Source organism: Acinetobacter sp. CIP A162, assembly GCF_000367905.1.
Taxonomy (GTDB): Bacteria; Pseudomonadota; Gammaproteobacteria; order Pseudomonadales; family Moraxellaceae; genus Acinetobacter; species Acinetobacter lwoffii.
This window is the reverse complement of sequence record NZ_KB849159.1, coordinates 1,571,977-1,597,378: the sequence shown is the minus strand read 5'-3', so window position 1 is coordinate 1,597,378 and position 25,402 is coordinate 1,571,977. Positions and strand designations below refer to the sequence as shown.

Below are 25,402 nucleotides of genomic sequence, written 5' to 3'. Positions count from 1 at the left end.
ATAATTTTCGCTATGCGATAATGACTGAGCTCACGATTAAGATGACTGTATATAACAAATTAAAGCTTGCCATTTTAGCCATTGTCGCTTCACAAAACATTTATGCGATTAATGTAGATCCGGTTCAGATTCAGTCTGCCCCTGGGGAATTACTCTATGCAGAAATGACTTTTCGGCAGTCTAATATCAATTTGCCGATTGAAGTCAGTCTGGCTTCACCTGAAGATTTAATGTCAATTGGTGCATCGCATCAGCCGCCTGGTCATCTAAACTTTTTTACTCGGCGTAGCAATAATGGCACCGGGGTCATTACTATTACTTCTTCTCGACCAATGACAGAGCGCGAGCTGAATATTATTGTCAAAATCAAGGAAGGCAATGCCGCACGGCTGCAACATATTCGTACGCCCTTACAAGCTAAAACCGATTTATTAAAAGCCAGTCTCAAACAGAATGAACGCCCGCTTGCACCAGTTGTCGTCGTCAGTGAAAAAGATATTGCACTCAACTTACCCGTAAGTAGCCATTACAGTACAGCAGCTTCCACAGCCTTAAATAAGCCACCGGTTTTAGAAAAGCCGTTGGCATTGCAACGCACAGCACCACCTGCATTATCGAACACCTCCATTCCTAAAACCGCATTTGCGCCAGCTGGAATGACATCAAGTCCAGCGATTCAGGCTCAAGCGATTGCGCCTGTATTGAAAAGCGAGGCTGTAACTCCACCCGATACTCAAGCCCCAGTTAAAACTGCAGCGGCGCTTTCAGATTCAGTAAGGACCTCACAAGCAACTCTTGCATCGCCGGCTCCTGCAGCAGCCTCGACTACAAACAAACCAACCAGTACGATACCAGCAAATCAAAGTGCATCAGCACCAAATAAAGCAAATATGCAGAAAGCTGTAGAGTCCCATTCTGATCATCAAACTGCTTCCAGTGATCCATTGGTGAAAAAATTTGCTGAGGAACAAGCCAGAAAATCAACTGGATCAACTAATCCGGTGAAAACTCCAGCTCCAGTTACTACAAAAGCTTCACCAGTCAAAGCAACTCCGAATCAGACTCAACCTACTTATGTAGTTCAATCCAATGAGTCACTGTGGGGAATTGCCTCACGAATTGCTCAACAGCAGCAGCGCCCGGTCAATGAAGTCATGCAACAAATTAAAAAAGACAATGAGCATGCTTTTATTGGAGGAAATGCCAATCGTCTACGTAAAGGTGCTGCATTGAACTTAAATACGACTCATCCTACACCTGCGCCTATTAAAGTCACTGCGGCAAAGCAAACCGAGCTACCGTCTAAGCCTACTGGCAAGACTAAATACCGCCTGAATCAGGCAGAAATGAGCCTAGTGGCTGAGAACCAGCGCGATTCCGGGCAAGTTTCTGCAAACCAGAACACAGAACGCAATCAAACATCAAAGGAATTGTCATTAAAAGTTATGACAGCCCGAGAAAAAACCGTTAAATTACAGAGAAACGTAACTGAATTAGAATTGGCACTCAATCAGAAGGATCACAGAATTCAGTTATTAAATGCGCGTCTGGCCCAGCTACAACAACAGCTCAAAGCCCAACAAGCAGATAAGAAGCCAATTAATTAAAAAGTTACACATGACGATTTATTGGGATAGGCGAACTTAAACTACTCTATCCCCAAGGGGTAAAACATGCTGATTTATGTGATTCCATTAGTGATATTGATCATCGTATTAATTGTCTTTAAAAAACGACAAGATGCTCAAGAATCAGATAAAGCAAAAACTAAAACGGTAAAAGCGAAAAAACCTGGCTCTGCTTCAAAAGCTGCTCCACAAAGAACCAAAGTAGTGGAGCCAGTCGGGGTCACAAAAAAATCAGCAACACCATTATCGGCAGAAACACGCAAGAAAATTGAAGGCCTAATTCAGGAACGTAATTTTTTTGCCGCCGAAGCGCAGATTAATCAGGCGCTGAATCGTGACAATTCCCAACACGAACTTTATCTGTTGCTGTTAGATATTCATATCTTGCAGAAAGATGATTTTGCGATTACGCAACTCATTAATCATATTCGTGCACTCAACATTGACGATGTACTCAGCCCAGCTGAAGAAAAGAGAACGGCTTACGAAAAAACAAAAGCTACAGAATCGACTCAGACTGCTACACCTGCCACGCCCGTATCCAATAACACCGCCTTTGATGCCTTAAATCAAGCTACGCTGCCTGCGGATACTAAAACGGAATTGGCATTCGAGCAATTACAACAGGAAATCGCTCCAGCGAAAGAAGAACCATCACCTCTTGAGTTTAACTTTACGCCTAGTTCTGCACCTGCTGCACCAGTCACAACGAAGACTGAGCCTGTCGAGAATAAGAGTTTAGATTTTAATACCGCACCTAGTATTCCTCAGGCTGAACCGACTGAAACACCAGCTAAAAACAGTAATGAAATTCAATTTGACTTCGATTCTTTTAAAGTAGAGACCACTACAACTGAAGTTTCACCCTCTGCAGCTCGTGACACTCTAGAGCCAAATTTTGAAAAGAAAATAAGCGGCAATGAAATTGCTGACTTTGATCTCAAGTTAGAAAGTAACCATCCACAAACAGCTGCTGCCACTGAAGAAATCAAACCTCTAGATTTTTCTTTCTCGCTTGACACGCCAGTACCAGCAGCTGAGAAAACTGCAGTGCCAGCGACTGAGTTTGACCTGTCTAGCTTGACAGCTGCAGCACCTGTGGCAGAACCAGCGTCACAAACCAATCTATCAGGCATGGATTTCAAATTAGATCATTTAGAAACCACGCCAGAAGCGCCTGCTGCGACAGCGATGAGTTTCGATCTTCCTGCTACACCAGCTCAGGCAACGATAGATCAGCATGATCCGCTGGTGCAATCTTTCCCGGAATTACTGGATGTTAATGAAGCAGGTCTCAACCTGGATCTTGCGCAGCAATATATTCAACTCGGTGCCTATGCCGCTGCCCGTGAAGTCATTGCGGAGCGAGAAGCTGAATATACTCCTGAGCAACAACAACGCGCCGAGCAATTACTGAATCAAATCGCATCTTGATGCATTTCGATTTACACTAAAGCAGTCAATAATTGGCTGCTTTTTTTATGATAAAAAATATTGCATTAATTTATATGGGCGGCACATTCGGCTGCGTGGGGGATCCTCTCGCACCGATGCCTGCTGATTTATTTATTCCAAAGCTCGAACAGATACTTGCAGAGCAGTATTTTGTAGAATGCCACCATGCACCCGCCATTAAGGACAGTAGTGCCTGCACAGCAACCGACTGGTTGCAACTGGTACAGTTTATTCAGCAATTGCAATCGCGGCAAATCCAGCATTTTGTGATTATTCACGGTACAGATACGCTGAGTTATGCCAGTGCAGTACTGGCACATTTTATTGGAAACTCGGCGCATGTGGTGCTGACCGGTAGCCAATATCCGTTGCTGAATGCTCAAGGCAATGAACAGCGTGAATTTAGTGATGCCCTGGATAACCTGAAATTTGCACTAGATTCCATCAGCGAATGTAGCGCTGGAGTCTATCTGGCATTCCATCATCAGCTGCTACATGCGCAAACTGCACTGAAACAGCATACTACCGAGTTAAATGCCTTTGCAGGTCTTGAAGCCAATATCGCAATCCAAACCAGTCAAGCGTGTTATCAGATCGAAGCTAAAGATATTGTGAAAGCGGCTAAATTCAACTGTATGAGCATCATGATGCAGCCGGTTGATCTGACCCAGCAGCTGAATAACCTGAACAACCTCTTGGCTCGACCACCGCATTTTTTATTTCTGCAAGGTTTTGGCACTGGCAACCTGGCGGTCAATGACGCCATGATTGCGCTCATTGATCAACTCTATGAGCAGGGCTGTATTTGCGTCTTAACCACCCAAGTGCCTTTTGGTGCGACGGATCAGCGCTATGCCATTGCCGAATGGGTGAATCACTGCAAAATTTTGCTGAATGAAAGTTATGGACATGCGGATCTGTATGCAAAAGCCCTGAAAATGTATTTACAATACGACACTGTAGAGCAATGGCATCGTCATTGGTACGATCAATAAGGTTTTGAGGTCATTATGCAGCGTTTTGCGGTGGGAATTGAGTTTTGTGGGATGCATTATCGGGGATGGCAGACTCAACAGCCGGGAGTTGCAAGCGTACAGGAAACCATTGAAAAGGTCCTGAGCAAAGTTGCCGATCAACCGATTAGCCTGCATGGTGCCGGCCGCACGGATGCCGGGGTACATGCGACCAATATGGTGGCGCATTTTGATACGGATGCCGTGCGTTCTGAACGTGGCTGGCTAATGGGCTGCAATAGCCAACTCCCTAAAGACATCTCGATTCAGTGGATCAAAGAAATGGATCACAGCTTCCATGCCCGTTTTAAGGCACAGGCGCGCCGCTACCGATATGTGGTCTATAACCACCCTGTGCGCCCGGCATTGCTGCATAAACAGGTCACCCATGTCTATGCACCGCTTGATGTTGAACAGATGATATACGCCGCGAAAAAGTTTGAAGGCACGCATAACTTTGAAAGCTTCCGCGCCGCAGCCTGTCAGTCCAATCAGCCCGTTCGTCATGTCAGCCATTGCCGCTTGATTCAGCATGGTCAGTATCTGGTACTGGATATTCAGGCCGATGGCTTTCTGCACCATATGGTGCGCAATATCATGGGATGTTTATTGGAAATTGGTCAGGGCATGTATGCTGCCGATCATATTGATAATATTTTCGCGGCAGAAGACCGTAAAGCTGCTGGTGTGACTGCGCCAGCAGATGGTTTGTATTTTATTCATGCTGATTATCCGGCGCAGTTTGAATTACCTGAATTACCCTTAGGTCCGCACTGGCTGAATATGCCGGAATAGTTTTTAAATTTTTTAGAATATTTACCTCCCCTAACCCCTCCTAAAAGGAGGGGAATTCCCACTGCTGTCCCATAGTTTGATTTAAATAAAAAACCTGAGTCCAAATCGTTAAAATATGAGTGCAAACAAACACTTTAACGACCAGGATTCAGGTTTTGTCACATCAGAATACCGTATTTCATCAGCTTATTAAACCCGTCGTGCGACAGGATTTTGAGCAACTTGCTAAAGTACACCATGTTGGACAGAAATTTAGAGCGGCTTCAAGATGGGATCAGTTTATTGCCATCTTGATGTCTCAACTTTCCTGCAGGCAAAGTCTGAGAGATATTCAATCCAATCTGGAGTGCCAACAGGACAAACTGAGTCATTTCGGAGCAAAGTCTATTCCCCGAAGTACACTGGCACGAATCAATGAGCAGCAGCCTGCTGCCTTGTATCAACAGCTCTTTTACAAGTTGCTTAAATACTATGAACACTCAAAAGTAGCCCATAAATTTCGCTTTAAGAATCCATTATATTCCCTGGATGCCAGTCATATTGACCTGTCGCTTTCCTTATGTGAATGGGCCAAAGTTCACGACTCAAAAGCCAGCATGAAACTCAGCATAGGATTGAATCACAGCAATGATATTCCTGAGTTTATTGCAGTTGAAAATGGTAAAGAAAATGACATGTTACAAGGCCGAAAATTCCAGTTTCCCGCTGGCAGCATTGTGGTCTTTGATAAAGGCTATGTCGATTATCAATGGTATGCGAATCTAAGCGCTCAAAACGTTAGCTTTGTGACACGTTTTAGACCTAAATCGGTGTATCAGGTGATCCAGCAACATCCAGTGCTTGAATCCAAAGGCATTCTAAAAGATGAAACCATTCAGCTAAATAGCGCACATGCCCTAAAAAGAAAAGCCCCCGTATTAAGAAGAATTGAATATAGAGATCAGCAAAGTGGCAAGCACTTTAGCTTTCTCAGCAATAACTTTCATCTAGCTGCCTCTACCATTGCAGCGATTTACAAAGACCGCTGGAAAGTTGAATTGTTCTTTAAAGCGATTAAACAGAACCTGAAATTAAAAGCCTTTTTAGGCCGAAGCAAGAACGCCATTCAGACGCAAATCTGGATTGCGATGATCGCCTATTTACTGGTAAGTTTCGCTCAACATTTAGGGAAAAAAGGCTGGACAGTTCAGCGCTTACTCAGAATAATTCAAGTGAATTTATTTGAAATAAAAACCTTAAAAGCGTTATTTTCACCCGATAAAGTCCCCATCAAACAAGAGGAAGCTTAAATGAGCTTCCTCTTGTAAAAATTGTGGGACAGCAGTGGGGGAATTCCTCCCTTTTTTAAAGAGAGGTTAGGAGGGATTTTTAACGCTGCTTCCGCTTCCGATATTCCACTGGCGTTTCATTGGTCCAGCGTTTAAAGGCACGATAGAAGGTACTTGGCTCGGAAAAACCGGTCAGATAGACAATCCGCTCGACGCTCTCATTGGTACTCGCCAGCAAACGCTTGGCCAGACGACAGCGATAATCCGAGAGAATCTGCTGAAAGCTGGTATGTGCCTCACTCAGTTGTGTTCTCAAACGGCGTGGCGTGATGTTCAGCTGGGCTGCCACAGTTTCTAGCGTGGTTTCGCCACTCTCCAAAGTAGAGCCGATTGCACGACGTACTTCACCGACCAGATCATATCTTGCCAGTTCCTGTAGCTTTTCAATCGCCAGTTGCTCATGCAGCTGCAACAGCTCAGGTTCAGCCTGCCACAGCGGATATTCCAGGATAGTCGGATCGAAATACAAACGGGTTTCTTTCTGACCTAGACTGACCGGACACTCATAAACCCGGAAGTATTCATCATCAGGTGCCCCTTTATAAAAATTAAAATCGATATAAATCGGCTCAAAATGCCCTTCGGTAATAAATTTAAAGAAACGCAGTACACCTGACATAGCACATTCAGTAAAATGACGATTGACCAGACTCTCAGCAAAAGGCTGTTCACCATTGGTTAAATAGCAGCGATCATCTTCAATCACTAATTTGGCAGCAAAGGCATCACTGATCAGTCGCTGATAAGCCAAAGCACGTTTCAGTCCCTCACCAAAATTTTCAGATGAAACAAACAGGTGTTCAATGACCTGACCACGATAAAGTGGCAGGTGCTCACCCAGATGCAATCCAATATCCGGATCCTTGCTGACTTCCTCTGCCGCCACCCAAAAGGCATACTGGGCACTCAGCGGCGTACGGTCATTGGCCTCTACCTGATTTAAAGCCACTCCTGCTTTGGTCAAAAGTTCTTCTGTCGGCAACCCCGCACGACGAATCGCCTGATAGCCTAAACGCAATACGACTGATGCATCCGTTAGCTGACTCACTCAAAAGCCTTCCTTGTATGTACTTCATTTATACTTAAAAAGATTAATTTTAGATTAACTGTGATTGACCAAACTGACAACAGAAACAGGTGTCTTTTTAGTTAAAAAAATTATCGTGACAGTTCGCCTATTTTACTGGCAGATGATCAGTCTAACGCCCGTTTCGTCTTGTATTTTGCAAAAAAATTGACTATAATTTGCGCCTTTCCAATTTATTCATTCAGGTAGGCTATGGCCAATAAAGAGGAACTCATCGAGTTCGAAGGCGTTGTCACCGAGACGCTTCCTAATACTATGTTCCGTGTACGTTTAGAGAACGGTCACGAAGTGATTGCCCACATCTCTGGTAAAATGCGTAAACACTATATCCGTATTTTAACTGGCGACAGTGTGAAGGTTGAAATGACACCTTATGATTTGACTAAAGGTCGTATCACATATCGTGCACGCTAAGTTTTAGCGCAAGCAAAAGCCACTTTTAGTGGCTTTTTTATTACTTGAATTATTTATCAATCAATAAAATAATTTGACACAGCCTTATAAATTCACGACTATTCATTGAATTAAAAATAACATGTATAAAAACAATGAATATGAAATGCTTATCCCTACTTTCCAGCTTGTTTCTCGTTGCATGCGCTACCGGCGGCAATCAGCATCTGCATCAGTCTCTACAACCTTATGTAGGTCAAACTGCCGCACAGGTTCGTAGCCAGCTTGATCTTCGTGCCATTGGATTCAAGACCTCCCAGCAACCGATTCAAACTGCAAAATTTCTAAGCTACACTATTTTTCGGGATATGAATATTCCGATGGGCACGCCGAATATCAGTCAAAGTATCTCGATCGGTGCACCAATGCCGATACCCTCGAATGGTGGTTATAACATTGAGATGAACTGCCAAATCTGGTTTGACCTAAAAGATGAAATTGTTCAGGCGATTCGCTTTACCGGTAGAGCTTGCTGAGCTGTACTCATCGAGTTCAAAGCCTGTATCGGATTAAATCAGGGATCAACCTCACCACGCTAAACTTCTACCGTGTATCAAATCACAACAGTATTTTTGCATGGAATGCGCTTACACTCATTTTATTTGGTGTGAGGACAGCTCATGAAGTTCACACTGATTTTAGTATGCTGTACAGCATTCAGTTTGCTTAATGCATGCAGCACCACCTCATCAACAACTGCGCAGCGTGATGCCTATTTACAACAGTTCATTGGGCAAAGCAGCCAACTGATCGATCAAACTCTGGATCTAAAACGTTTAGGTTACCAGCAGATCAGTGAGCCTGAACGCAGCGCAAAACAATTAAGCTATGTGGTACAACGCCCCATTACCATTCCTTTGCCTGTAGCGCAGTTTCCTGCCACAGGAACAGGCACTGTACCGATTCCTGTCTCAGTAAGCCCTGCCGGCGGCTATGACGTCAAATTGCAATGTAAAATCACCTTCTTACTCAAAGATAATATTGCCACCGCGGTACGCACCACAGGCCGAACCTGTTAAGGGGTTTAAGCTTTGAAATTTCTATTATAAAAAAACGCAGCCTTGAGCTGCGTTTTTTTGAATCAAAACAGGCTTAGTTCAATGCAGCAACGACTGCTTGACCCATTTCAACCGTACCGACTTTTTGCATGCCTTCAGACATGATATCTGCCGTACGCAAGCCTTGATCCAAGACCTGACCTACTGCATCTTCAATCGCTTTAGCAGCCGCTTCTTCACGGAAGGTATAACGCAACATCATCGCCACCGAAAGAATCGTCGCTAATGGGTTTGCCAGGTTTTGACCGGCGATATCTGGTGCAGAACCATGACAAGGCTCATACATGCCCTTCCCATTTTCATCCAGAGATGCCGATGGCAACATGCCGATTGAACCGGTCAACATCGCAGCTTCATCCGACAGGATGTCACCGAACAGGTTAGAAGTGACAATCACATCAAACTGCTTTGGCGCACGTACCAGCTGCATCGCAGCATTATCGACATACATATGCGATAAATTAATTTCAGGATATTCGGCTTCTTTCAGCGCAGTCACTGTCTGTTTCCACAGCTCAGTTACTTCAAGCACGTTAGCTTTATCCACTGAACACACTTTACCACCGCGCAAGTTGGCCATTTCAAAAGCGACTTTGGCGATACGCTTGATTTCAGACTCTGAATAAACGTCGGTGTTGTAGCCTTGCTTCTCACCATTTTCCAGTTCACGGATACCACGTGGCTGACCGAAGTAAATACCACCCGTTAATTCACGCACAATCAGAATATCCAGACCCGCCACGATTTCAGGTTTTAAGCTTGAAGCATCAGCCAGTTGCGGATAAAGAATCGCTGGGCGCAAGTTAGCAAACAGGTTCAGTTCGCTACGCAATTTCAATAAACCACGTTCTGGACGGATTGAACGCTCAATCGTATCCCATTTTGGACCACCCACGGCACCGAGTAGAATCGCATCGGCTTTTTTGGCCTGTTCAGAAGTCACTTCAGGATACGGTGAACCATGAGCATCAATGGCTGCACCACCGAGTAAGCCCTGTTCCCATGTCAAATCAAGATTAAATTTTTCATTTACGCGTGTGAGTACTTGCTCTGCGGCTTTTACAATTTCAGGGCCGATGCCGTCACCAGCTAAAATCAAAATTTGTTTAGACATGAGATTTTCCGTTTAAAACGTCAGATTCAGACCTGACAGAGGTTAAATTTTCTTTTCTACAAACTCTGCAATCCCGGTGACTGCATTATAGGGTTTGCAAAAACGACGAATGGTTTTTTGCTCTTGTACCAGATCTACGCAAAGCGGATCCGGCGCCGAAGAATTTAATAAACTGCTGCTACGCGCACTACGGTCACGAAACATTTTTAAGCTATAGCGGTTATTGGCCTGAAAACGATGGAATACATGTAAAGTTTCCGCTTTATCCTTACTGATCGGATAAAAACGCACGACCAGTTCATGCTGTCCTGCCGGCACAGATAAATAAATCGAATTGGCCTGATTTAAATTTTTGGCCTGCAAGCGCACCAGTTTCTGCTTCAGCGCCTCATCACTGATGCGGCCATTGTCGGCGTTGACAATAATGGTCTGATTGAAGCGTTCGAACTGACAATCTGGCGTCCCTGTACAGTAGATCAGGGCATTGCTTTTGCTCTCAGTATTTTCTTTGGCATGTTTGAGTTTCATCGTGTCGATGCTTTGACATGCAGTCAACAGCACCGATACTGAACTTAAAGCAAGCCACTGTTTCCAATAATTCGCCATAATGTCTGTCTTACCCAATCAAAAAACTCAATAATCTTCCGATATTAGCAAGGGCATCGCAGTGATGCCATGACAATTTTTACTGATTTATCCATGAATTTCGGCAAATACCCAAGGACGCGATTGTTTAGTTTTTTCTTCATAGGCACGAATATCATCCGCCACCTGCAAAGTTAAGCCAATATCATCCAGACCATTTAACAGGCAATGCTTGCGAAATGGATCAACTTCAAACTTAAAGCTTTCACCTGCAGGGGTGCGAACTTCTTGTGCCTGCAAGTCAATGGTTAATTGATAACCTTCATCTGCCGCACATTCCTTAAATAACTGCTCAACAATATCTTCAGCCAAAATCACGGGCAACATACCGTTTTTAAAACAGTTATTAAAGAAAATATCGGCAAAGCTTGGCGCAATAACAGTACGGAAACCGTATTCACTCAAAGCCCACGGCGCATGTTCACGGCTAGAACCACATCCAAAGTTGGCACGTGAAATTAAAATAGACGCACCCTGATAACGTGGCTGGTTCAAGACAAAGTCCGGATTGATCGGACGAACTGAATTGTCCTGACCTGGATAACCTTCATCCAAGTAACGCAATTCATCAAATAAATTGTCACCGAAACCGGTACGTTTGATCGATTTCAAAAACTGTTTTGGAATAATTAAATCGGTATCGACATTGGCACGGTCTAAAGGTGCAACGATACCTTGTTCAACGGTATAAGCTTTCATATTTATTTCCCAATGAATCCGTAACCTCTCCCTAGCCCTCACTTGCGCTTCGTTTTAAAGCAGTGCTTAAAACTCACTCAGGAGAGGGAACCCCTTCTCTTGCGCCATTTGGCTCATGGAGAAGGTCAGGATGAGGGCTTAAACTAGAATGAACGAACATCAACAAAGTGACCGGCTATCGCAGCAGCAGCTGCCATGGCTGGACTCACCAGATGGGTACGACCGCCATTGCCCTGACGACCTTCAAAGTTACGGTTCGAGGTCGAGGCACAATGCTCGCCCGGCTGTAATTTGTCGGCATTCATGGCCAAGCACATTGAACAGCCTGGTTCACGCCATTCGAAGCCCGCTTCGACAAATACCTTGTCCAAGCCTTCCGCTTCTGCCTGAGCTTTGACCAGACCAGAACCTGGAACTACCATCGCCTGTTTAATTGAGGCGGCAACTTTACGACCTTTGATCACTTCGGCTGCAGCACGAATATCTTCAATACGCGAATTGGTACATGAACCGATAAATACGCGATCCAGCTGAATCTCAGCCAAGGCCTGACCGGCATTTAAGCCCATATATTGATAAGCACGGTTCCAGTCATTGCGTTGTACCTCGTCTTTGGCTTGTTCCAAAGTCGGTACTGCCTGAGACACTGGAATAACCATCTCAGGAGAGGTCCCCCAAGACACTTGCGGCTCGATCTCTTCACCTTGCAACACGACTACTGTATCAAAATGTGCATCTTCATCCGAATGTAAGGTATTCCAATATGTAACCGCTTGATCCCACTGTTCTGCAGTCGGCGCATAAGGACGGCCTTTAACATATTCAATAGTCTTGTCATCGACAGCGACCATACCCACGCGTGCACCGGCTTCAATCGCCATATTACACACGGTCATACGACCTTCGATTGACATGTCACGGAACACCTGCCCACCAAATTCAATCGCGTGGCCTGTACCACCTGCGGTACCAATCTTGCCAATAATCGCCAAGACTACATCTTTTGGTGTCACACCTTGACCTAATTTGCCGTCAACGCGCACTAACATGTTTCTCATCTTCTTTTGAACCAGACATTGGGTCGCCAATACATGTTCAACTTCTGATGTACCGATACCGTGCGCCAAGCAGCCAAAAGCACCATGGGTTGCTGTATGCGAATCACCACAGACCACAGTCATGCCCGGCAAGGTCAAGCCTTGCTCCGGCCCGACCACATGCGCGATGCCCTGACGGATATCATTAATATCAAATTCAACAATATTAAAGGTCTTGCAGTTATCATCCAAAGTTTGTACCTGGATGCGCGAGGTTTCATCTTCAATTCCGGCAACACCCTGTTCACGCTCTTTTTTCGAGGTCGGTACGTTATGATCCGGTGTGGCAATATTCGCGCTTAAACGCCATGGCTTGCGCCCGGCCAATTGCAAACCTTCAAAGGCCTGTGGAGAAGTCACTTCATGTAATAAGTGACGATCGATGTACAGTAAGGCAGAACCATCATCACGTTGCGTTACTAAATGGTCGTCCCACAATTTATCATATAATGTTTTTGCTGTTTGGGTTGCGCCTGCCATGTCGATGTACTCCACTGGACTGGGTAAATTCTTTCTCTGATTTTGATTATATCGCTGCAATCACATAAATCTAATTTATCATTTTTATCAGTTAAAAAACTTTTTGGAATCTTTTAAAAGCTGAATCAAATCATGCTTTAGTTTTATTTTTATAAATCTAGTTTTCCGATTAATTTATAAAAAATATTCGTTTTTACAAATTAAATGAGAATTATTATTATTTCTTCATCGGCAGAGATGATGATTTTGAGGAACTTCGACATGGCACATATTCAACGCTTTGTAGACAACAACCAACGCATGTTCAAAAAGACCTTCAGCTACTACATTATGCACATTACTGTGGCGATGATTGTGGGATACTTGGTAACCGGCAGTTTGACGATGGCCATTGCCTTAAGTTTATTAGAGCCAACGGTACAAGCAGTGGCTTTCTTCTTTCATGAAAAAATCTGGGAGGGTAATAATCAACAGCAGAATGAGGACATTACCGTCTAAGAATCTTCTGTCGAGGTTCCTGATGAAAGACTGCCTGCATAGGTGGTCTTTTTTAGTTTTTAAAATGCCAAAGCTTTGAAAATATATAGTAATTCAACACTGCAACATCAATGAGCTAATTTTACTTTGATTTATTCTTAAAATATAACAATAATAGATTTACACATAAAAATTCTTTATAGGTGATTAAGATGAATCTCGCAGCCTTTGAAGCCTTCGTGAAAGTCATGGAAACCGGTTCGATTTCTCTGGCCGCAGATCAGCTCTTCATTACCCAGCCTGCTGTTACCAAACGTATTCATAGTCTCGAAGAATACTTTGGGGTCAAGCTGTTTGAATCTGCCGGACGTGGCGTACAGGCCACCCATGCGGCGCACTCCCTGTTGCCTAAAGTGAAAAACTGGCTGAATGAACTCGGGGATATTCATTATACTTTGAGCCATGAACAGGGTCAGGTACAGGGCAAACTGAAAATTGGTACCAGTCATCATATTGGCCTGCATCATCTGCCGAGTCATTTGCGCCGTTATGTCCAGGAATATCCGGACGTGACCCTGGATGTGCATTTTGTTGATTCCGAGCAAGCACATGAACAGGTGATTGCCGGCGATCTGGAACTAGCATTTTTAACCTTGCCGCCCCGTGGTGATGCGCGTCTAAATTACGTGACTATCTGGAATGATCCTCTGGTCTTTGTGGTGGCACCGTTTCATCCGCTGACGCAGCAAAAAAATCTGTGTCTGGAAGATTTGCTCGACTACCCGAGTCTATTGCCCTCATCACAGACCTATACCTCGCAGATCACCTTGGCTGAGTTTGAAAAACAGGGTATTAAACCGAAAGTCAGCATGAGTAACAATCCGCTGGAATCGATCCGGATGCTGGTATCGATTGGCTTAGGCTGGTCTGTGCTGCCAAAGACTCTGGTCAATCATGACTTGCACCAGCTGGATATCAATCTGGAAATGAATCGTCGCTTGGGCATGGTCTGGCATCCTGGTCGAACACAGTCCAAAGCAGCACAGGCTTTAGTTCAGCTCATGCAAGGCGCCTCCCTGTCTATTTAAGCTGTTTCTGAACATGCTGTATCCAAAACGGTGCAGCATTTTGTTACTTAAATACACCCCATCTGGCGATATCTTTCGAGTATTTTTAAGACAATTCCATTTCTTTGCAATGCAAAGGAATGCTTAAAATTATTCGATGGAGCCTGACGGATGCAGCTCGATTCTCCCCTAAAATCCCACTCTCAAGATAAAACCAATACAAGCAGCCTATGGCTTTCGGCCAAACCGATGCTGCTGCCCACGCCGGCACTTGATTTTGCCGATGAACAGACTGCCCGACACGGCCTGCGCGAATATTTCCTGAATACCTTTGACACCTATGAGCAACTGTTTGAATGTCTCAAGCATGAAGATGCTTTTTTCATCAAGCCCATTACTTTACGTCATCCACTGATTTTTTATTTTGCGCATACCGCCACTTTTTTTGTCAATAAACTGCTGCTCAGCAAGCTAATTAGCGAACGCCTGAATCCGCATTTTGAAAGTATCTTCGCGATTGGTGTGGACGAGATGAGTTGGGACGATCTGGATGAAGTGCACTATGACTGGCCTACCGTGCAGGAAGTCCGTGATTATAGGCATCAAGTGCGTGCCCTGATCCTGAACATCCTTGAACATGCTCCGCTGACTCTGCCCTTAAACTGGCAAAACCCCTGGTGGACCATCATCATGGGCATTGAGCATGAACGGATTCATCTGGAAACTTCTTCCGTGCTGATCCGCCAGCATGCTCTGGAACATGTACGCCAGCATCCGCAGTGGCGCGCCAATATCATTACTGGCATGGCTCCGGATAATCACTTGCTGGAGGTACCTGACGGCAAGGTGCTTTTGCAGAAATATTTTAACGATCCATTTTATGGCTGGGACAATGAATACGGCCAGCATGAAGCGCAGGTAGCGGCTTTTGCAGCTTCCAAATATCTGGTATCGAATCAGGAATTTCTGGCCTTTGTCGAAGCACAAGGTTATCAGACCGAACAATACTGGAGTGAAGAAGGTCTAGGCTGGCTGCAATTTTCACAAGCTGCTCATCCCTGTTTCTGGCGCAAAACTGAATTGGGTTGGTCACTGCGACTGATGCTGGAAGAAGTGCCGATGCCTTGGGATTGGCCGGTAGAAGTGAATTATCATGAAGCCAAGGCCTTTTGTCAGTGGAAATCGCAACAGCTTGGAAAAACCATTCGCTTGCCGACTGAAGATGAATGGTATCGCCTGTATGCCGTTTCAGACCTGGATCCAGATTTACAAAGTCCTGAACAGGCCAATATCGAGTTGAAATACGGCACCAGCTCCTGTCCGGTGGATCATTTCAAGCAGGGTGATTTTTACGATATTCAAGGCAATGTCTGGCAGTGGACTGAAACCCCGATCTATCCATTTCAGGGTTTTCAGGTGCATCCATTTTATGATGATTTCAGTACACCGACCTTTGACGGTCGCCATAACCTGATGAAAGGTGGCTCCTGGATTTCGGCGGGCAATGAAGCTTTATATAGTTCCCGCTACGCCTTCAGACGGCATTTCTTTCAGCACGCTGGTTTTCGCTACGTCGCTTCTGATCAAGCATTGCAACATTTCCCTTCGCATTATGAAAGCGACCAGCTGGTCTCCCAATATCTGGAATTCCAGTATGGTATCGAATATTTTGGTATCGCTAATTTTGCCAAAACACTGGTCGATCTGGCACAACCCTATTTTCAGCAAACGCCGTGCCATCGTGCCTTAGATATTGGCTGTGCTACCGGCCGCGCCAGCTTTGAACTGGCACGCTCTTTTGATCAGGTAACCGGTTTGGACTTTTCGGCACGCTTTATCCAGCAAGCAGTTTATTTGGCTCAAGGCCATAGGGTACGTTATCAGCTGCCACTAGAAGGTGAATTAAGCGAAGAAAAAAGCTGTTCACTTGAAGATGTCGCTTTGGATCAGGTTGCGTCGAAAACGGAATTTTTTCAGGCCGATGCCTGCAACCTGAAAGCACATTTTAGCGGCTATGATTTTATTCTGGCAGCGAACCTGATTGACCGGCTGCATCATCCGAGAGATTTTTTGGCGCAGATTCATGAGCGTATGAATATAGGCGGCATTTTAATGCTGAGTTCGCCTTATACCTGGCTGGAAGAACATACGGCACGTAGTGAATGGCTGGGCGGTTTTCAGCAGGATGGGGAAAACATCACGACCTTGACTGGTATTTCCAACATTTTAACCCAGCACTTTGAATTGGTGGCCGAACCCCAAGATGTGCCTTTTGTGATTCGGGAAACGGCCAGAAAGTATCAACACACGCTGTCACAAGTCACGATCTGGAAACGTGTTCGCTAAAGGTAAGGTGATGGCCTAAAAAAAGCCAATCATACGATTGGCTTTATATCTTATCCTTCACTGGTTGAATTTTCATGTAAGGATTCATTGAGTTGATCTACCACAATCGCCCATTCGCCATCAGAGGCTATTTTCTCGCTTAAAAATTGACGTTGTGCCTCTGACCAATACGGCGCATCCAGTAAAGTCAGATCTTTATGCAATTGATGCTCGTGAATAAATGTTTCAATACCTTCTGCACTGGCATCCAAGCCAAGCTGCTGGAACAGATGTGTCATACGCGGTCGAACGTGAGTCATATCTCATACCTCAGAATCTACTATTGTTATCATGTCCTGTTTTTTGAGCATAGCATGTCTGATTCAGCCGGACTGTGAAAAAACATTAATATTCAAATGAGGCAAATAAAAAGCACAACCGAAGTTGTACTTAATAATCACATCAATGAGTTCGGAGTGATTAGATCGACCAGTCCTGTATTTCCCAGCCTTGTTCTTGGGCTAGAGTTTCCAAGCGATCATCCGGATTCACTGCAATCGCATGATCCGCATATTCCAGCAAGAAACGGTCATTAATCGAATCTGAATAGGCCCAAGACTCGGTTACATTGCGACCCTCCAGCCATTGTTCCAGACGCACCAGCTTGCCTTGCTGATAGCACGCTGTATTGATGACTTTACCAGTATATTTACCATCAATGACTTCAGCATTGGTGGCAATAATTTCAGTAATTCCGAATTCACGAAAAATGGGGGCGGTAATAAAGTCTGAAGTCGCGGTAATCCCCACTAAGGTATGCCCTGCTTCATGGTGGCGCCCAATGGCTTTAAAACCTTCAGGACGCATTTGTGGACGAATGACTTTTTGCATGAACAGTTGATGTAATTCAATCAAATAATCATTGTCATGTTTGGTTAGAAACTGGAACACAAATTCATTATAGGCATAAGGATCCAGCTCACCTTTTTTATAATCGTCATAGAACTTGTCATTCATGGCGCGATGCTGAACTGGATCGACCAGGCCCTCACTGACCAAAAACTCTCCCCAAGAATGATCCGAATCCGTGTTTAACAAGGTGTGATCGAGATCAAATAGCGCCAATTTCATGAAAATACTCGTTAAAACTGAAATTTAAGAAAAAAATTGTAAATCTATCTCCGCTAGTCGATAGAAATTCGTTAAGATCATAGCAATTTTAACATTTTTAAACTTTGCTTTTTTCGAGTTGGATAACGAAATAATGCTCCCCGATGGCAAAGGCATAAATTAAACAATTTTTAGGTAGCCAAATGATCGACTCTGAAGGTTTCCGACCGAATGTCGGGATCATTTTGGCAAACGATGCTGGACAAGTTTTATGGGCAAAACGCATTGGTCATAATGCATGGCAATTTCCACAAGGCGGGATCCAATATGGAGAAACCCCTGAGCAGGCACTCTATCGTGAGCTGAGAGAAGAAGTTGGCTTATTGCCCGAACACGTCCAGATAGTCGCGCAAACCAAAGGCTGGTTGCGCTATCGTTTGCCGCATCGATACATTCGTACGGACTCTGATCCGGTCTGTATCGGTCAAAAACAAAAGTGGTTTTTACTCAAACTCACGGCCCCCGTTCAGCATATTCAATTGAATCTGTCTGATCCGCCCGAATTTGATCAATGGCAATGGGTCAGTTATTGGTACCCACTCGGTCAAGTCGTGAATTTCAAACGTGATGTTTACCGCAAAGCCTTGGTGGAGTTGTGTCAGCAACTGCCCCAGCAAAAACCTTAAAAAATCGCATAAATAATGCAGATTTTTTACGCGGCTATTGTTATAAATAAACTTCATTACTGAAATTCTGAATAGACGGAGCAGACCTTATGTCGAATATGCAACTGGACACCTTGAGACGTATTGTTCAGGAGATCAATGCGTCCACCAGTTTGCATGAATCACTCGACATTATGGTCAAGCATGTGGCCGAGGCCATGCAGGTTGATGTCTGCTCGATCTACCTCCTCGATGAACGCAATCAGCGTTATCTGCTCATGGCGTCTAAAGGCCTGAATGCAGAATCTGTCGGCCATGTGTCTTTGCAGACCGGCGAAGGTCTGGTGGGCCTGGTTGGACAGCGTGAGGAAATTGTCAATCTGGACAATGCCCCTAAACACGAGCGCTTCCTGTTTTTACCTGAAACCGGTGAGGAAATTTATAACTCCTTCCTCGGTGTGCCAGTGATGTATCGCCGTAAGGTGATGGGTGTGCTGGTGGTTCAGAACAAAGAATCACAGGACTTTTCTGAAGCTGCTGAATCCTTTCTGGTGACACTCTGTGCGCAGCTTTCTGGCGTCATCGCCCATGCCCATGCCGTCGGCAATATCGATGTATTCCGTAAGCCAAGCAACCTGCCCGCCTATAAAACCTTTCAGGGAGTTTCTGGCTCCGGTGGTATTGCCTTAGGTCGTGCAGTGATTCTCTATCCGCCAGCAGATCTTGCCGCAGTCCCTGACCGTGAAGCGGATGACATTAGCGAAGAACTGGAGCTATTAGATAACGCCCTGAATTCAGTCCGCGAAGAAATTCAGTCGCTAGATGACAAAATGCAGGATGCGTTGATGGCCGAGGAACGCGCACTGTTTAGCGTGTTTTTGCGTATGCTGGATGAAAATGCCCTGCCTTCAGAAATCAAGGCCTTTATTCGTGAAGGTCACTGGGCACAAGGCGCCGTGCGAATTGTCATTGACAATCATGTGGCACAATTTTCCCAGATGGAAGATGATTATTTACGTGAGCGAGTGGCGGACTTAAAAGATCTGGGTCGCCGCATTCTGGCACGTTTACAGGAAGCCGATGCCAGTCACCGTGAATTGACCGATGAAAGTATTCTGATTGGTGAGGAAATATCGACGGCTGCACTGGTTGAACTGCCCGTGGATAAAATTGCCGCGATTGTCACTACCGAAGGCGCCATGAACTCGCATATGGTGATCGTGGCGCGTGCCCTTGGCATTCCCACCGTAGTCGGTGTAACCGAACTGCCAATCAATACCCTCGATGATGTGGAGATGATTGTCGATGCGCATCAGGGTCGGGTCTTTATTAATCCGCCACGTCGCCTGCGCAGTCGCTATAAAGAAATTCAAAAAGAAGAAGAACAGATTGCCAAAGATTTGCGTCAGTACGAAACCAAAGATGCAATTACCCCGGATGGCATCGCCGTAAAACTGTACGTCAACACCGGCCTGATGATTGATGTGGTGCGTGGCGTGCAGCGCGGTGCCAAAGGTGTCGGTTTATACCGTTCTGAAATTCCGTTTATGCTGCGTGACCGCTTCCCGGGCGAGGAAGAACAACGTGCGATTTATCGTCAGCAACTCAGTCATTTTGCCAATAAACCGGTGGTGATGCGAACGCTGGACATTGGTGCAGACAAAGACCTGCCGTATTTCTCGATTGAAGAAGAAAATTCGGCACTCGGCTGGCGTGGCATTCGTTTTACCCTGGATCATCCGGAAATTTTTTCTTCACAGATTCGCGCCATGCTCAAAGCCAGTATCGGACTGAATAACCTGCATATTCTGCTGCCGATGGTGACCAGTGTCAGCGAGGTCGAGGAAGCGCTCTATCTGCTGGAACGTGATCATGCGGCGATTCAGGAAGAAGAACAGGTCAAGGTAAACAAGCCTAAACTCGGTATTATGGTGGAAGTTCCCAGCGTACTATATCAGATTGATGAATTTTCCGAACTGGTCGATTTCTTCTCGGTCGGCTCCAACGATCTGACCCAATATCTGTTGGCCGTCGACCGTAATAATCCACGGGTGGCCAATGTCTATTCACACCTGCACCCTGCAGTAATGCGTGCCTTGACCCGTCTGGTTCAGGACTGTCATCGCAATGAAAAACCGGTCAGTATCTGCGGTGAAATGGCGGGTGATCCACTGTCTGCCGTTTTACTCATGGCCATGGGCTTTAATACCCTGTCGATGAGTTCAAGTAATATTTTGCGGGTACGTAAAACCATTTGTCATGTTCCGATGAGTGATGCACAGGAATTGCTGCAACATGTGTTAAAAATGGACAATCCACTCATGGTAAAAAGCTGGCTAGAATATTATTTCAGAACCCATGGTTTAGGGGATATGGTGAAATCAGCATCACGTATGGTGAGTGCCTAATACGGGACTTTTTCCAGTCCCTCGACAGTGGTAGAGGTGGTTATGGAATTTCTGGTCATCCTGTTCATGATTGTTGCGGTGTTTTATGTGGTCATTCTTGCACCAGCTTTGGCTGCCCGCAAAGAAGCTCATAATTCCGGTTCATCTTATATACGCCCTGCCAGCAATCGAGCAACGAGCTATGCCGATCGGCCTAAAATGACTCCATTATTGGGCATTGAAATTTCGGCATCGCAACGGCGGCGTTTAGGCAGAGATGACCCCTCCGTCATTGCCGCCAGACTCTATCACCAGCAAAAAGATCAATTTGCCAGTTTTCAGCAGGCCAGACCACAGCCTCACTCCCCTCACCACAACGCGCCAGTGCAAAGCAGACTCAATAAATTCTTTAATGACTTAATTGCGGATGAATCGACAACGCCATCCCGGCATCCGAATCAATATTCGCAAACTCGTAATAACCGGCCTGTCGCCCCGCTCTCTCCAGTTAAAACCAATCCTAAACAGTCACCGCGTCGTCCCCAGCCACCTTACCGACCTTAAGCGGCCATTAAAAAAGGGCGATCTTCCATGGAATATCGCCCTTGTCTGTGCTTGCTGTAGCCACGTTTTGCATTTTTCTTTCGGTCTACAAAGACCTGGCTTTTGTTGACTTCATACATGTGTTTTGCCACAAAATTGTGGATTACCACCTGCTCGGCTGTTTTTTTCTTGGCCATCTTGCTCTCTATATGATTTGGAAGAAGGAGTGAAATAATTATAGGGCCGACTGACTAATTTTCAAGCATATCTGCCAATGCTTTTTTAAAAATAAAGTCCATTTAGCTAGGATTTTCTGTATGCAAAAATGGGAGCTATAGCCAGAAAACACCCTTATTTCATTCATTATTTTTATGGGTTTCTTCAGCCAAACAAAACTCAATTAAAAAACTATTTAAAGTAAATCAGTTATAAAATGTATTTTAAATAACACTTTTCACTTATTATTTTTATCCTTTGATAAAAACATATTATGGACTTAGATATTGTTATTTTCGTTTAATCCCATTCATTATTCGAGTTATTCAAAATATATAGAATTTGATATTGTCAGAGAGTGGAAAACCCGTTACTTTTTAAGAGTAACCATTTAATTTTCAATATTTTAAACTTTATTAACTTTAAAAATATTTTTTGAGTGATCTCACTCAATTATATCCTGAATTCCGTTTTGTGCTGTAACACCCTTTATTTAAAGATATTGTAAATATAGTGAAACCTGATCTGATTAGCATATATCTCAATATCTTATGAATACTAGATAAACGACACAAGATATTCAAAACTTGGAGAGGAAAGATGAGCCAAGATTTAAAAAAATGCCCTGTCACCCACCTGACCACTGAAGCTGGTGCACCTGTGGTCGACAACCAGAACAGTATGACGGCAGGTGCGCGTGGACCTTTACTTGCCCAGGATTTATGGCTGAATGAAAAACTGGCCAACTTTGTCCGTGAAGTGATTCCAGAGCGTCGTATGCATGCCAAAGGTTCAGGTGCTTTCGGTACCTTTACCGTGACCAATGATATTACGCAATATAGCCGCGCTAAAATTTTCTCTGAAGTCGGCAAAAAAACCGAAATGTTTGCGCGTTTCTCAACGGTGGCGGGTGAACGTGGTGCGGCCGATGCTGAACGTGATATTCGCGGTTTTGCACTGAAATTCTATACCGAAGAAGGCAACTGGGATCTGGTCGGCAATAACACCCCGGTATTTTTTCTGCGGGATGCCCGCAAGTTCCCTGACCTGAATAAAGCAGTCAAACGTGATCCGAAAACCAACAAGCGCAGTGCCACCAATAATTGGGATTTCTGGGCATTACTGCCTGAAGCCTTGCATCAAGTGACTATTGTCATGTCGGATCGTGGGATCCCGACCGGTTACCGTCATATGCATGGTTTTGGCAGCCATACTTTCAGCTTTATCAATGCCAAGAATGAACGCTTCTGGGTGAAATTCCATATGCGTACCCAGCAAGGTATTCAAAACCTGACCGATGCTGAAGCTGCAGACTTGATTGCCAAAGACCGTGAAAGCAGCCAGACCGACCTGTTTGATGCCATCGAACGTGGTGACTATCCAAAATGGAAAATGTACGTTCAGGTCATGCCAGAACTGGAAGCCGAAACAGTGACTTATCATCCATTTGACCTAACCAAAGTCTGGCCAAAGGGCGATTATCCACTGATTGAAGTCGGTGAATTCGAACTGAACCGCAATCCGGAAAACTATTTCCAGGATGTGGAACAGGCTGCCTTTGCACCAAGCAACCTTGTACCGGGCATCAGCTATTCACCAGACCGTATGTTACAGGCTCGTCTGGTGAACTATGCCGATGCAGCGCGTTACCGTGTTGGCGTGAATCATTCACAGGTTCCGGTCAATGCTGCACGTTGTCCTGTTCATTCGAACCGCCGTGATGGTCAAGGCCGCATGGATGGCAACTATGGTTCATTGCCACATTACGAGCCGAATAGTTTCAGCCAGTGGCAGGAACAGCCGGAATTCAGAGAACCGCCACTAAAAATTACCGGTGATGCCGATTTCTGGGATTTCCGTGAAGATGACAATGATTACTTCAGCCAACCCCGTGCCCTGTTCAATCTGATGAATGACCAGCAGAAACAGGCTCTGTTTAATAACACGGCCGGAGCAATGGGTGATGCACTAGATTTCATCAAATACCGTCACATCCGCAACTGTTATAGCTGTGATCCAGCCTACGGCGAAGGCGTAGCACAAGCCCTCGGCATGACCGTAGCAGATGCCCAAGCAGCACGTGAAAGCGATCCAGCCAAAGGTTTGCCTAGCTTTCTCTAAGCCAGTTTAGACATGTATAGAAACCACCTTCGGGTGGTTTTTTATTGCAGCATCAAGCACTATAGAAACAAGCTGGCACAAAAAGAAATACAATAATGCATCCGAATATTGAAGACATCATTCAACAACACGACATTGTTTTATTTGATGCTGTTTGCGTGATCTGCAATGGCTGGGCACGGTTTTTGATTAAATACGATAAAAAGATTCAGTTTAAACTGGTTTCCGCCCAATCGCCTTTAGGTACGGCACTGCTCGAACATTATCAGATGCAAACCGAGCATTACACCACCATGCTCGTCATTCAAGATGGCACTCTCTATACCGAATCGACTGCCTTGCTGAAGGTGCTGCAGCATCTCGGTTTTCCCTTTAATTTAATGAGCGCAGGTTATTTGGTTCCGCGCTTTATCCGCGACTTTCTATATCGTGTGGTTGCTTTAAATCGTTACAGGCTATTTGGTAAAACCGAGTATTGCCTGATTCCATCCAGCGAAAATAAACGCCATTTTCTGGAAGAAGCTGTCTGTACTGGCCATTCAACTCATTTAATAGGAAGTGCTTAAACAATAATCCGCTTGCCTTCCCGTATGCAATAAAACGGATTAATTAACTTGGAAGAATGCTTGATGATCTCATGCAACTCATGTTCCGGTGCATCCCGGTCTTCATCTGTGAGCTGAAAAGTACGGTAATGAATCGCCAGTGAGCATTTGGCCTGCAAGTCATGATGGGCATGAAAGGCATCTTCCGGATTCATATGGATCGCACGCATCAGTTCACGTGGCTCATACGCTCCTATCGGAAGTAAGGCAATTCGCGGTGCACCCAGACGTTTACGAATTTCTTTAAAATGTGAGGCGTAGCCACTATCTCCGGCAAAGAAACAATGTTCCTTGCCATATAATAAAGAAAAGCCTCCCCAAAGTGCACAGTTCTGATCGCGCATACCGCGCCCTGAGGCATGTTGAGCCGGCGTATACACAATCCGGATCTCTTCAAAAAAGGCATTTTCCCACCAGTCCATTTCATGCACGGTGTAATGTTCTGGCAAATACCAGGCATTACCCAGACCGGTATAAATCGGCATCTCAAAAGTGTTGTGCAGCCATTCCAGACTGGCCAGATCCATATGATCATAATGGTTATGGCTGAGTAGTACAGCATCAATCTGGGGTAACTCATCCAGAGCAATGCCAGCCGGAATGACCCGCTGCGGACCCGTGGAAGCCGAAGGACTGGCATATTCCGACCAGACCGGGTCGGTCAGGAAATTATAGGGGCCGATCTGTATTAATGTGGTGGCGTGACCAATAAACCAGACTTGCCAGTCATCCAGAGCTGCATCTGGACGCTGCTGTGGCAATGCGCGCGGACGAGAAAAAAACTCGGCACGCTCTTCGTCAAGATTGACATTCCAGGTCTTGGATTTTCGGGTAATGAGCCATTTGTATAAATCAAAGCGACCGCGCGATAGAGAAGCATGCTCAAGATTACGAAACTGTTTTCCGTCGAAATGATCTGAATGCAGATACTCAAACACTGGCTTAGACCAGAGATGTTTCCAACTGGATTCCGTGATTAACTGGAATTTTTTAGTTTTGAGAAGATCTTGCATAAACATCCACTATTTATTATT

25 protein-coding genes are annotated in these 25,402 nt (G+C 45.0%); 16 read left to right on the top strand and 9 right to left on the bottom strand.

What is annotated here, in order from left to right:
- Positions 1-20 precede the first annotated feature (20 nt).
- The 5 genes from F995_RS13900 (at position 21) to F995_RS13880 (ending at position 6,180) form a co-directional block, all read left to right on the top strand.
- Positions 21-1,607 carry a FimV/HubP-related protein gene (locus F995_RS13900; protein ID WP_004647390.1) on the top strand — a complete coding sequence of 529 codons (1,587 nt, stop codon included), beginning with the start codon at positions 21-23 and terminating at the stop codon, positions 1,605-1,607.
- Positions 1,608-1,673: 66 nt separating this feature from the next.
- Positions 1,674-3,062 (top strand): hypothetical protein, encoded by a 1,389-nt coding sequence (locus F995_RS13895; protein ID WP_004647389.1) that lies wholly within the window; start codon positions 1,674-1,676, stop codon positions 3,060-3,062.
- 47 nt (positions 3,063-3,109) lie between these two features.
- The gene (locus F995_RS13890; protein ID WP_004647388.1) at positions 3,110-4,078 is read left to right on the top strand and encodes an asparaginase domain-containing protein; all 969 of its coding nucleotides are present in this window, start codon (positions 3,110-3,112) and stop codon (positions 4,076-4,078) included.
- 15 nt (positions 4,079-4,093) lie between these two features.
- Positions 4,094-4,891 (top strand): tRNA pseudouridine(38-40) synthase TruA, encoded by a 798-nt coding sequence (gene truA, locus F995_RS13885; RefSeq protein WP_004278489.1) that lies wholly within the window; start codon positions 4,094-4,096, stop codon positions 4,889-4,891.
- A 155-nt stretch (positions 4,892-5,046) separates the two neighbouring features.
- Positions 5,047-6,180: an IS4 family transposase gene (locus tag F995_RS13880; protein WP_004647387.1), complete on the top strand. Its 1,134-nt coding sequence runs from the start codon at positions 5,047-5,049 to the stop codon at positions 6,178-6,180.
- A gap of 79 nt (positions 6,181-6,259) precedes the next feature.
- Here the strand turns inward: F995_RS13880 and F995_RS13875 are convergent, their stop codons facing one another.
- Positions 6,260-7,267, bottom strand: a complete 1,008-nt coding sequence (locus tag F995_RS13875) for an AraC family transcriptional regulator (protein WP_004278490.1) — start codon at positions 7,265-7,267, stop codon at positions 6,260-6,262.
- Positions 7,268-7,498: 231 nt separating this feature from the next.
- Between F995_RS13875 and infA the strand changes: the two genes are divergently transcribed.
- From infA to F995_RS13860, 3 genes are all read left to right on the top strand, one after another.
- Positions 7,499-7,720 carry a translation initiation factor IF-1 gene (gene infA, locus F995_RS13870; protein ID WP_001284370.1) on the top strand — a complete coding sequence of 74 codons (222 nt, stop codon included), beginning with the start codon at positions 7,499-7,501 and terminating at the stop codon, positions 7,718-7,720.
- 134 nt (positions 7,721-7,854) lie between these two features.
- Positions 7,855-8,235, top strand: coding sequence for a hypothetical protein (locus F995_RS13865; RefSeq protein WP_004647386.1), 381 nt, complete (start codon positions 7,855-7,857; stop codon positions 8,233-8,235).
- A gap of 144 nt (positions 8,236-8,379) precedes the next feature.
- The gene (locus F995_RS13860; protein WP_004278492.1) at positions 8,380-8,778 is read left to right on the top strand and encodes a hypothetical protein; all 399 of its coding nucleotides are present in this window, start codon (positions 8,380-8,382) and stop codon (positions 8,776-8,778) included.
- Positions 8,779-8,851: 73 nt separating this feature from the next.
- Here the strand turns inward: F995_RS13860 and leuB are convergent, their stop codons facing one another.
- The 4 genes from leuB to leuC all read right to left on the bottom strand — a co-directional run bounded on the left by leuB (position 8,852) and on the right by leuC (position 12,852).
- Positions 8,852-9,931, bottom strand: a complete 1,080-nt coding sequence (gene leuB / locus F995_RS13855; RefSeq protein WP_004647384.1) for a 3-isopropylmalate dehydrogenase — start codon at positions 9,929-9,931, stop codon at positions 8,852-8,854.
- 42 nt (positions 9,932-9,973) lie between these two features.
- Entirely contained in the window at positions 9,974-10,537 is a 564-nt protein-coding gene (locus F995_RS13850; protein ID WP_004647383.1) for a hypothetical protein, read from the bottom strand.
- A gap of 87 nt (positions 10,538-10,624) precedes the next feature.
- Positions 10,625-11,275: a 3-isopropylmalate dehydratase small subunit gene (gene leuD, locus F995_RS13845; protein WP_004647382.1), complete on the bottom strand. Its 651-nt coding sequence runs from the start codon at positions 11,273-11,275 to the stop codon at positions 10,625-10,627.
- 143 nt (positions 11,276-11,418) lie between these two features.
- Positions 11,419-12,852, bottom strand: coding sequence for a 3-isopropylmalate dehydratase large subunit (gene leuC / locus F995_RS13840; RefSeq protein WP_004647381.1), 1,434 nt, complete (start codon positions 12,850-12,852; stop codon positions 11,419-11,421).
- Positions 12,853-13,113: 261 nt separating this feature from the next.
- On the opposite strand from leuC, the gene F995_RS13835 reads away from it, so the two are divergent.
- From F995_RS13835 to ovoA, 3 genes are all read left to right on the top strand, one after another.
- Positions 13,114-13,350 (top strand): DUF2061 domain-containing protein, encoded by a 237-nt coding sequence (locus F995_RS13835; RefSeq protein WP_004278497.1) that lies wholly within the window; start codon positions 13,114-13,116, stop codon positions 13,348-13,350.
- A gap of 191 nt (positions 13,351-13,541) precedes the next feature.
- Positions 13,542-14,417, top strand: coding sequence for a LysR family transcriptional regulator (locus tag F995_RS13830; RefSeq protein ID WP_004647380.1), 876 nt, complete (start codon positions 13,542-13,544; stop codon positions 14,415-14,417).
- A 150-nt stretch (positions 14,418-14,567) separates the two neighbouring features.
- Positions 14,568-16,742, top strand: coding sequence for a 5-histidylcysteine sulfoxide synthase (gene ovoA / locus F995_RS13825; protein ID WP_004647379.1), 2,175 nt, complete (start codon positions 14,568-14,570; stop codon positions 16,740-16,742).
- A 50-nt stretch (positions 16,743-16,792) separates the two neighbouring features.
- On the opposite strand, the gene F995_RS13820 is transcribed toward ovoA, so the two are convergent.
- Both F995_RS13820 and F995_RS13815 read right to left on the bottom strand, forming a co-directional pair.
- A complete protein-coding gene (locus F995_RS13820) occupies positions 16,793-17,041 on the bottom strand; it encodes a DUF2789 family protein (protein WP_004278500.1) in 249 nt (82 codons plus the stop codon).
- Positions 17,042-17,201: 160 nt separating this feature from the next.
- Complete coding sequence (locus tag F995_RS13815; RefSeq protein WP_004647378.1) at positions 17,202-17,852, bottom strand: HAD family hydrolase; 651 nt, start codon at positions 17,850-17,852, stop codon at positions 17,202-17,204.
- A gap of 182 nt (positions 17,853-18,034) precedes the next feature.
- On the opposite strand from F995_RS13815, the gene F995_RS13810 reads away from it, so the two are divergent.
- The 3 genes from F995_RS13810 to F995_RS13800 all read left to right on the top strand — a co-directional run bounded on the left by F995_RS13810 (position 18,035) and on the right by F995_RS13800 (position 21,447).
- Positions 18,035-18,517: an RNA pyrophosphohydrolase gene (locus F995_RS13810; protein WP_004278502.1), complete on the top strand. Its 483-nt coding sequence runs from the start codon at positions 18,035-18,037 to the stop codon at positions 18,515-18,517.
- An 89-nt stretch (positions 18,518-18,606) separates the two neighbouring features.
- On the top strand, positions 18,607-20,904 hold the full coding sequence (ptsP, locus tag F995_RS13805) for a phosphoenolpyruvate--protein phosphotransferase (RefSeq protein WP_004647377.1): 2,298 nt from the start codon (positions 18,607-18,609) through the stop codon (positions 20,902-20,904).
- Positions 20,905-20,946: 42 nt separating this feature from the next.
- Positions 20,947-21,447 (top strand): hypothetical protein, encoded by a 501-nt coding sequence (locus F995_RS13800; protein WP_004647376.1) that lies wholly within the window; start codon positions 20,947-20,949, stop codon positions 21,445-21,447.
- Here F995_RS13800 and F995_RS13795 read toward each other — a convergent pair.
- Complete coding sequence (locus F995_RS13795) at positions 21,444-21,623, bottom strand: DUF7230 family protein (protein ID WP_004647375.1); 180 nt, start codon at positions 21,621-21,623, stop codon at positions 21,444-21,446. The two genes, F995_RS13800 and F995_RS13795, sit on opposite strands and share 4 nt — an antisense overlap.
- 619 nt (positions 21,624-22,242) lie before the next feature.
- On the opposite strand from F995_RS13795, the gene F995_RS13790 reads away from it, so the two are divergent.
- Both F995_RS13790 and F995_RS13785 read left to right on the top strand, forming a co-directional pair.
- Positions 22,243-23,763 carry a catalase gene (locus F995_RS13790; RefSeq protein WP_004647373.1) on the top strand — a complete coding sequence of 507 codons (1,521 nt, stop codon included), beginning with the start codon at positions 22,243-22,245 and terminating at the stop codon, positions 23,761-23,763.
- A 95-nt stretch (positions 23,764-23,858) separates the two neighbouring features.
- Positions 23,859-24,329: a thiol-disulfide oxidoreductase DCC family protein gene (locus tag F995_RS13785; protein ID WP_004647372.1), complete on the top strand. Its 471-nt coding sequence runs from the start codon at positions 23,859-23,861 to the stop codon at positions 24,327-24,329.
- Here the strand turns inward: F995_RS13785 and F995_RS13780 are convergent.
- Complete coding sequence (locus tag F995_RS13780) at positions 24,326-25,381, bottom strand: MBL fold metallo-hydrolase (protein ID WP_004647371.1); 1,056 nt, start codon at positions 25,379-25,381, stop codon at positions 24,326-24,328. The genes F995_RS13785 and F995_RS13780 overlap by 4 nt on opposite strands.
- Between the last annotated feature and the right edge of the window lie 21 nt (positions 25,382-25,402).

What these genes read in the sequence shown, in the direction of transcription:
- F995_RS13895 (WP_004647389.1), top strand. Translation starts at nt 1,674, where the DNA reads ATGCTGATTTATGTGATTCCATTAGTGATATTGATCATCGTATTAATT.
- F995_RS13800 (WP_004647376.1), top strand. Translation starts at nt 20,947, where the DNA reads ATGGAATTTCTGGTCATCCTGTTCATGATTGTTGCGGTGTTTTATGTG.
- F995_RS13900 (WP_004647390.1), top strand. Translation starts at nt 21, where the DNA reads ATGACTGAGCTCACGATTAAGATGACTGTATATAACAAATTAAAGCTT.
- F995_RS13785 (WP_004647372.1), top strand. Translation starts at nt 23,859, where the DNA reads ATGCATCCGAATATTGAAGACATCATTCAACAACACGACATTGTTTTA.
- F995_RS13865 (WP_004647386.1), top strand. Translation starts at nt 7,855, where the DNA reads ATGAATATGAAATGCTTATCCCTACTTTCCAGCTTGTTTCTCGTTGCA.
- leuC (WP_004647381.1), bottom strand. Translation starts at nt 12,852, where the DNA reads ATGGCAGGCGCAACCCAAACAGCAAAAACATTATATGATAAATTGTGG.
- truA (WP_004278489.1), top strand. Translation starts at nt 4,094, where the DNA reads ATGCAGCGTTTTGCGGTGGGAATTGAGTTTTGTGGGATGCATTATCGG.
- F995_RS13835 (WP_004278497.1), top strand. Translation starts at nt 13,114, where the DNA reads ATGGCACATATTCAACGCTTTGTAGACAACAACCAACGCATGTTCAAA.
- F995_RS13890 (WP_004647388.1), top strand. Translation starts at nt 3,110, where the DNA reads ATGATAAAAAATATTGCATTAATTTATATGGGCGGCACATTCGGCTGC.
- F995_RS13830 (WP_004647380.1), top strand. Translation starts at nt 13,542, where the DNA reads ATGAATCTCGCAGCCTTTGAAGCCTTCGTGAAAGTCATGGAAACCGGT.
- leuD (WP_004647382.1), bottom strand. Translation starts at nt 11,275, where the DNA reads ATGAAAGCTTATACCGTTGAACAAGGTATCGTTGCACCTTTAGACCGT.
- F995_RS13790 (WP_004647373.1), top strand. Translation starts at nt 22,243, where the DNA reads ATGAGCCAAGATTTAAAAAAATGCCCTGTCACCCACCTGACCACTGAA.
- F995_RS13780 (WP_004647371.1), bottom strand. Translation starts at nt 25,381, where the DNA reads ATGCAAGATCTTCTCAAAACTAAAAAATTCCAGTTAATCACGGAATCC.
- infA (WP_001284370.1), top strand. Translation starts at nt 7,499, where the DNA reads ATGGCCAATAAAGAGGAACTCATCGAGTTCGAAGGCGTTGTCACCGAG.
- F995_RS13810 (WP_004278502.1), top strand. Translation starts at nt 18,035, where the DNA reads ATGATCGACTCTGAAGGTTTCCGACCGAATGTCGGGATCATTTTGGCA.
- F995_RS13850 (WP_004647383.1), bottom strand. Translation starts at nt 10,537, where the DNA reads ATGGCGAATTATTGGAAACAGTGGCTTGCTTTAAGTTCAGTATCGGTG.
- F995_RS13820 (WP_004278500.1), bottom strand. Translation starts at nt 17,041, where the DNA reads ATGACTCACGTTCGACCGCGTATGACACATCTGTTCCAGCAGCTTGGC.
- leuB (WP_004647384.1), bottom strand. Translation starts at nt 9,931, where the DNA reads ATGTCTAAACAAATTTTGATTTTAGCTGGTGACGGCATCGGCCCTGAA.
- ptsP (WP_004647377.1), top strand. Translation starts at nt 18,607, where the DNA reads ATGTCGAATATGCAACTGGACACCTTGAGACGTATTGTTCAGGAGATC.
- F995_RS13860 (WP_004278492.1), top strand. Translation starts at nt 8,380, where the DNA reads ATGAAGTTCACACTGATTTTAGTATGCTGTACAGCATTCAGTTTGCTT.
- F995_RS13795 (WP_004647375.1), bottom strand. Translation starts at nt 21,623, where the DNA reads ATGGCCAAGAAAAAAACAGCCGAGCAGGTGGTAATCCACAATTTTGTG.
- ovoA (WP_004647379.1), top strand. Translation starts at nt 14,568, where the DNA reads ATGCAGCTCGATTCTCCCCTAAAATCCCACTCTCAAGATAAAACCAAT.
- F995_RS13815 (WP_004647378.1), bottom strand. Translation starts at nt 17,852, where the DNA reads ATGAAATTGGCGCTATTTGATCTCGATCACACCTTGTTAAACACGGAT.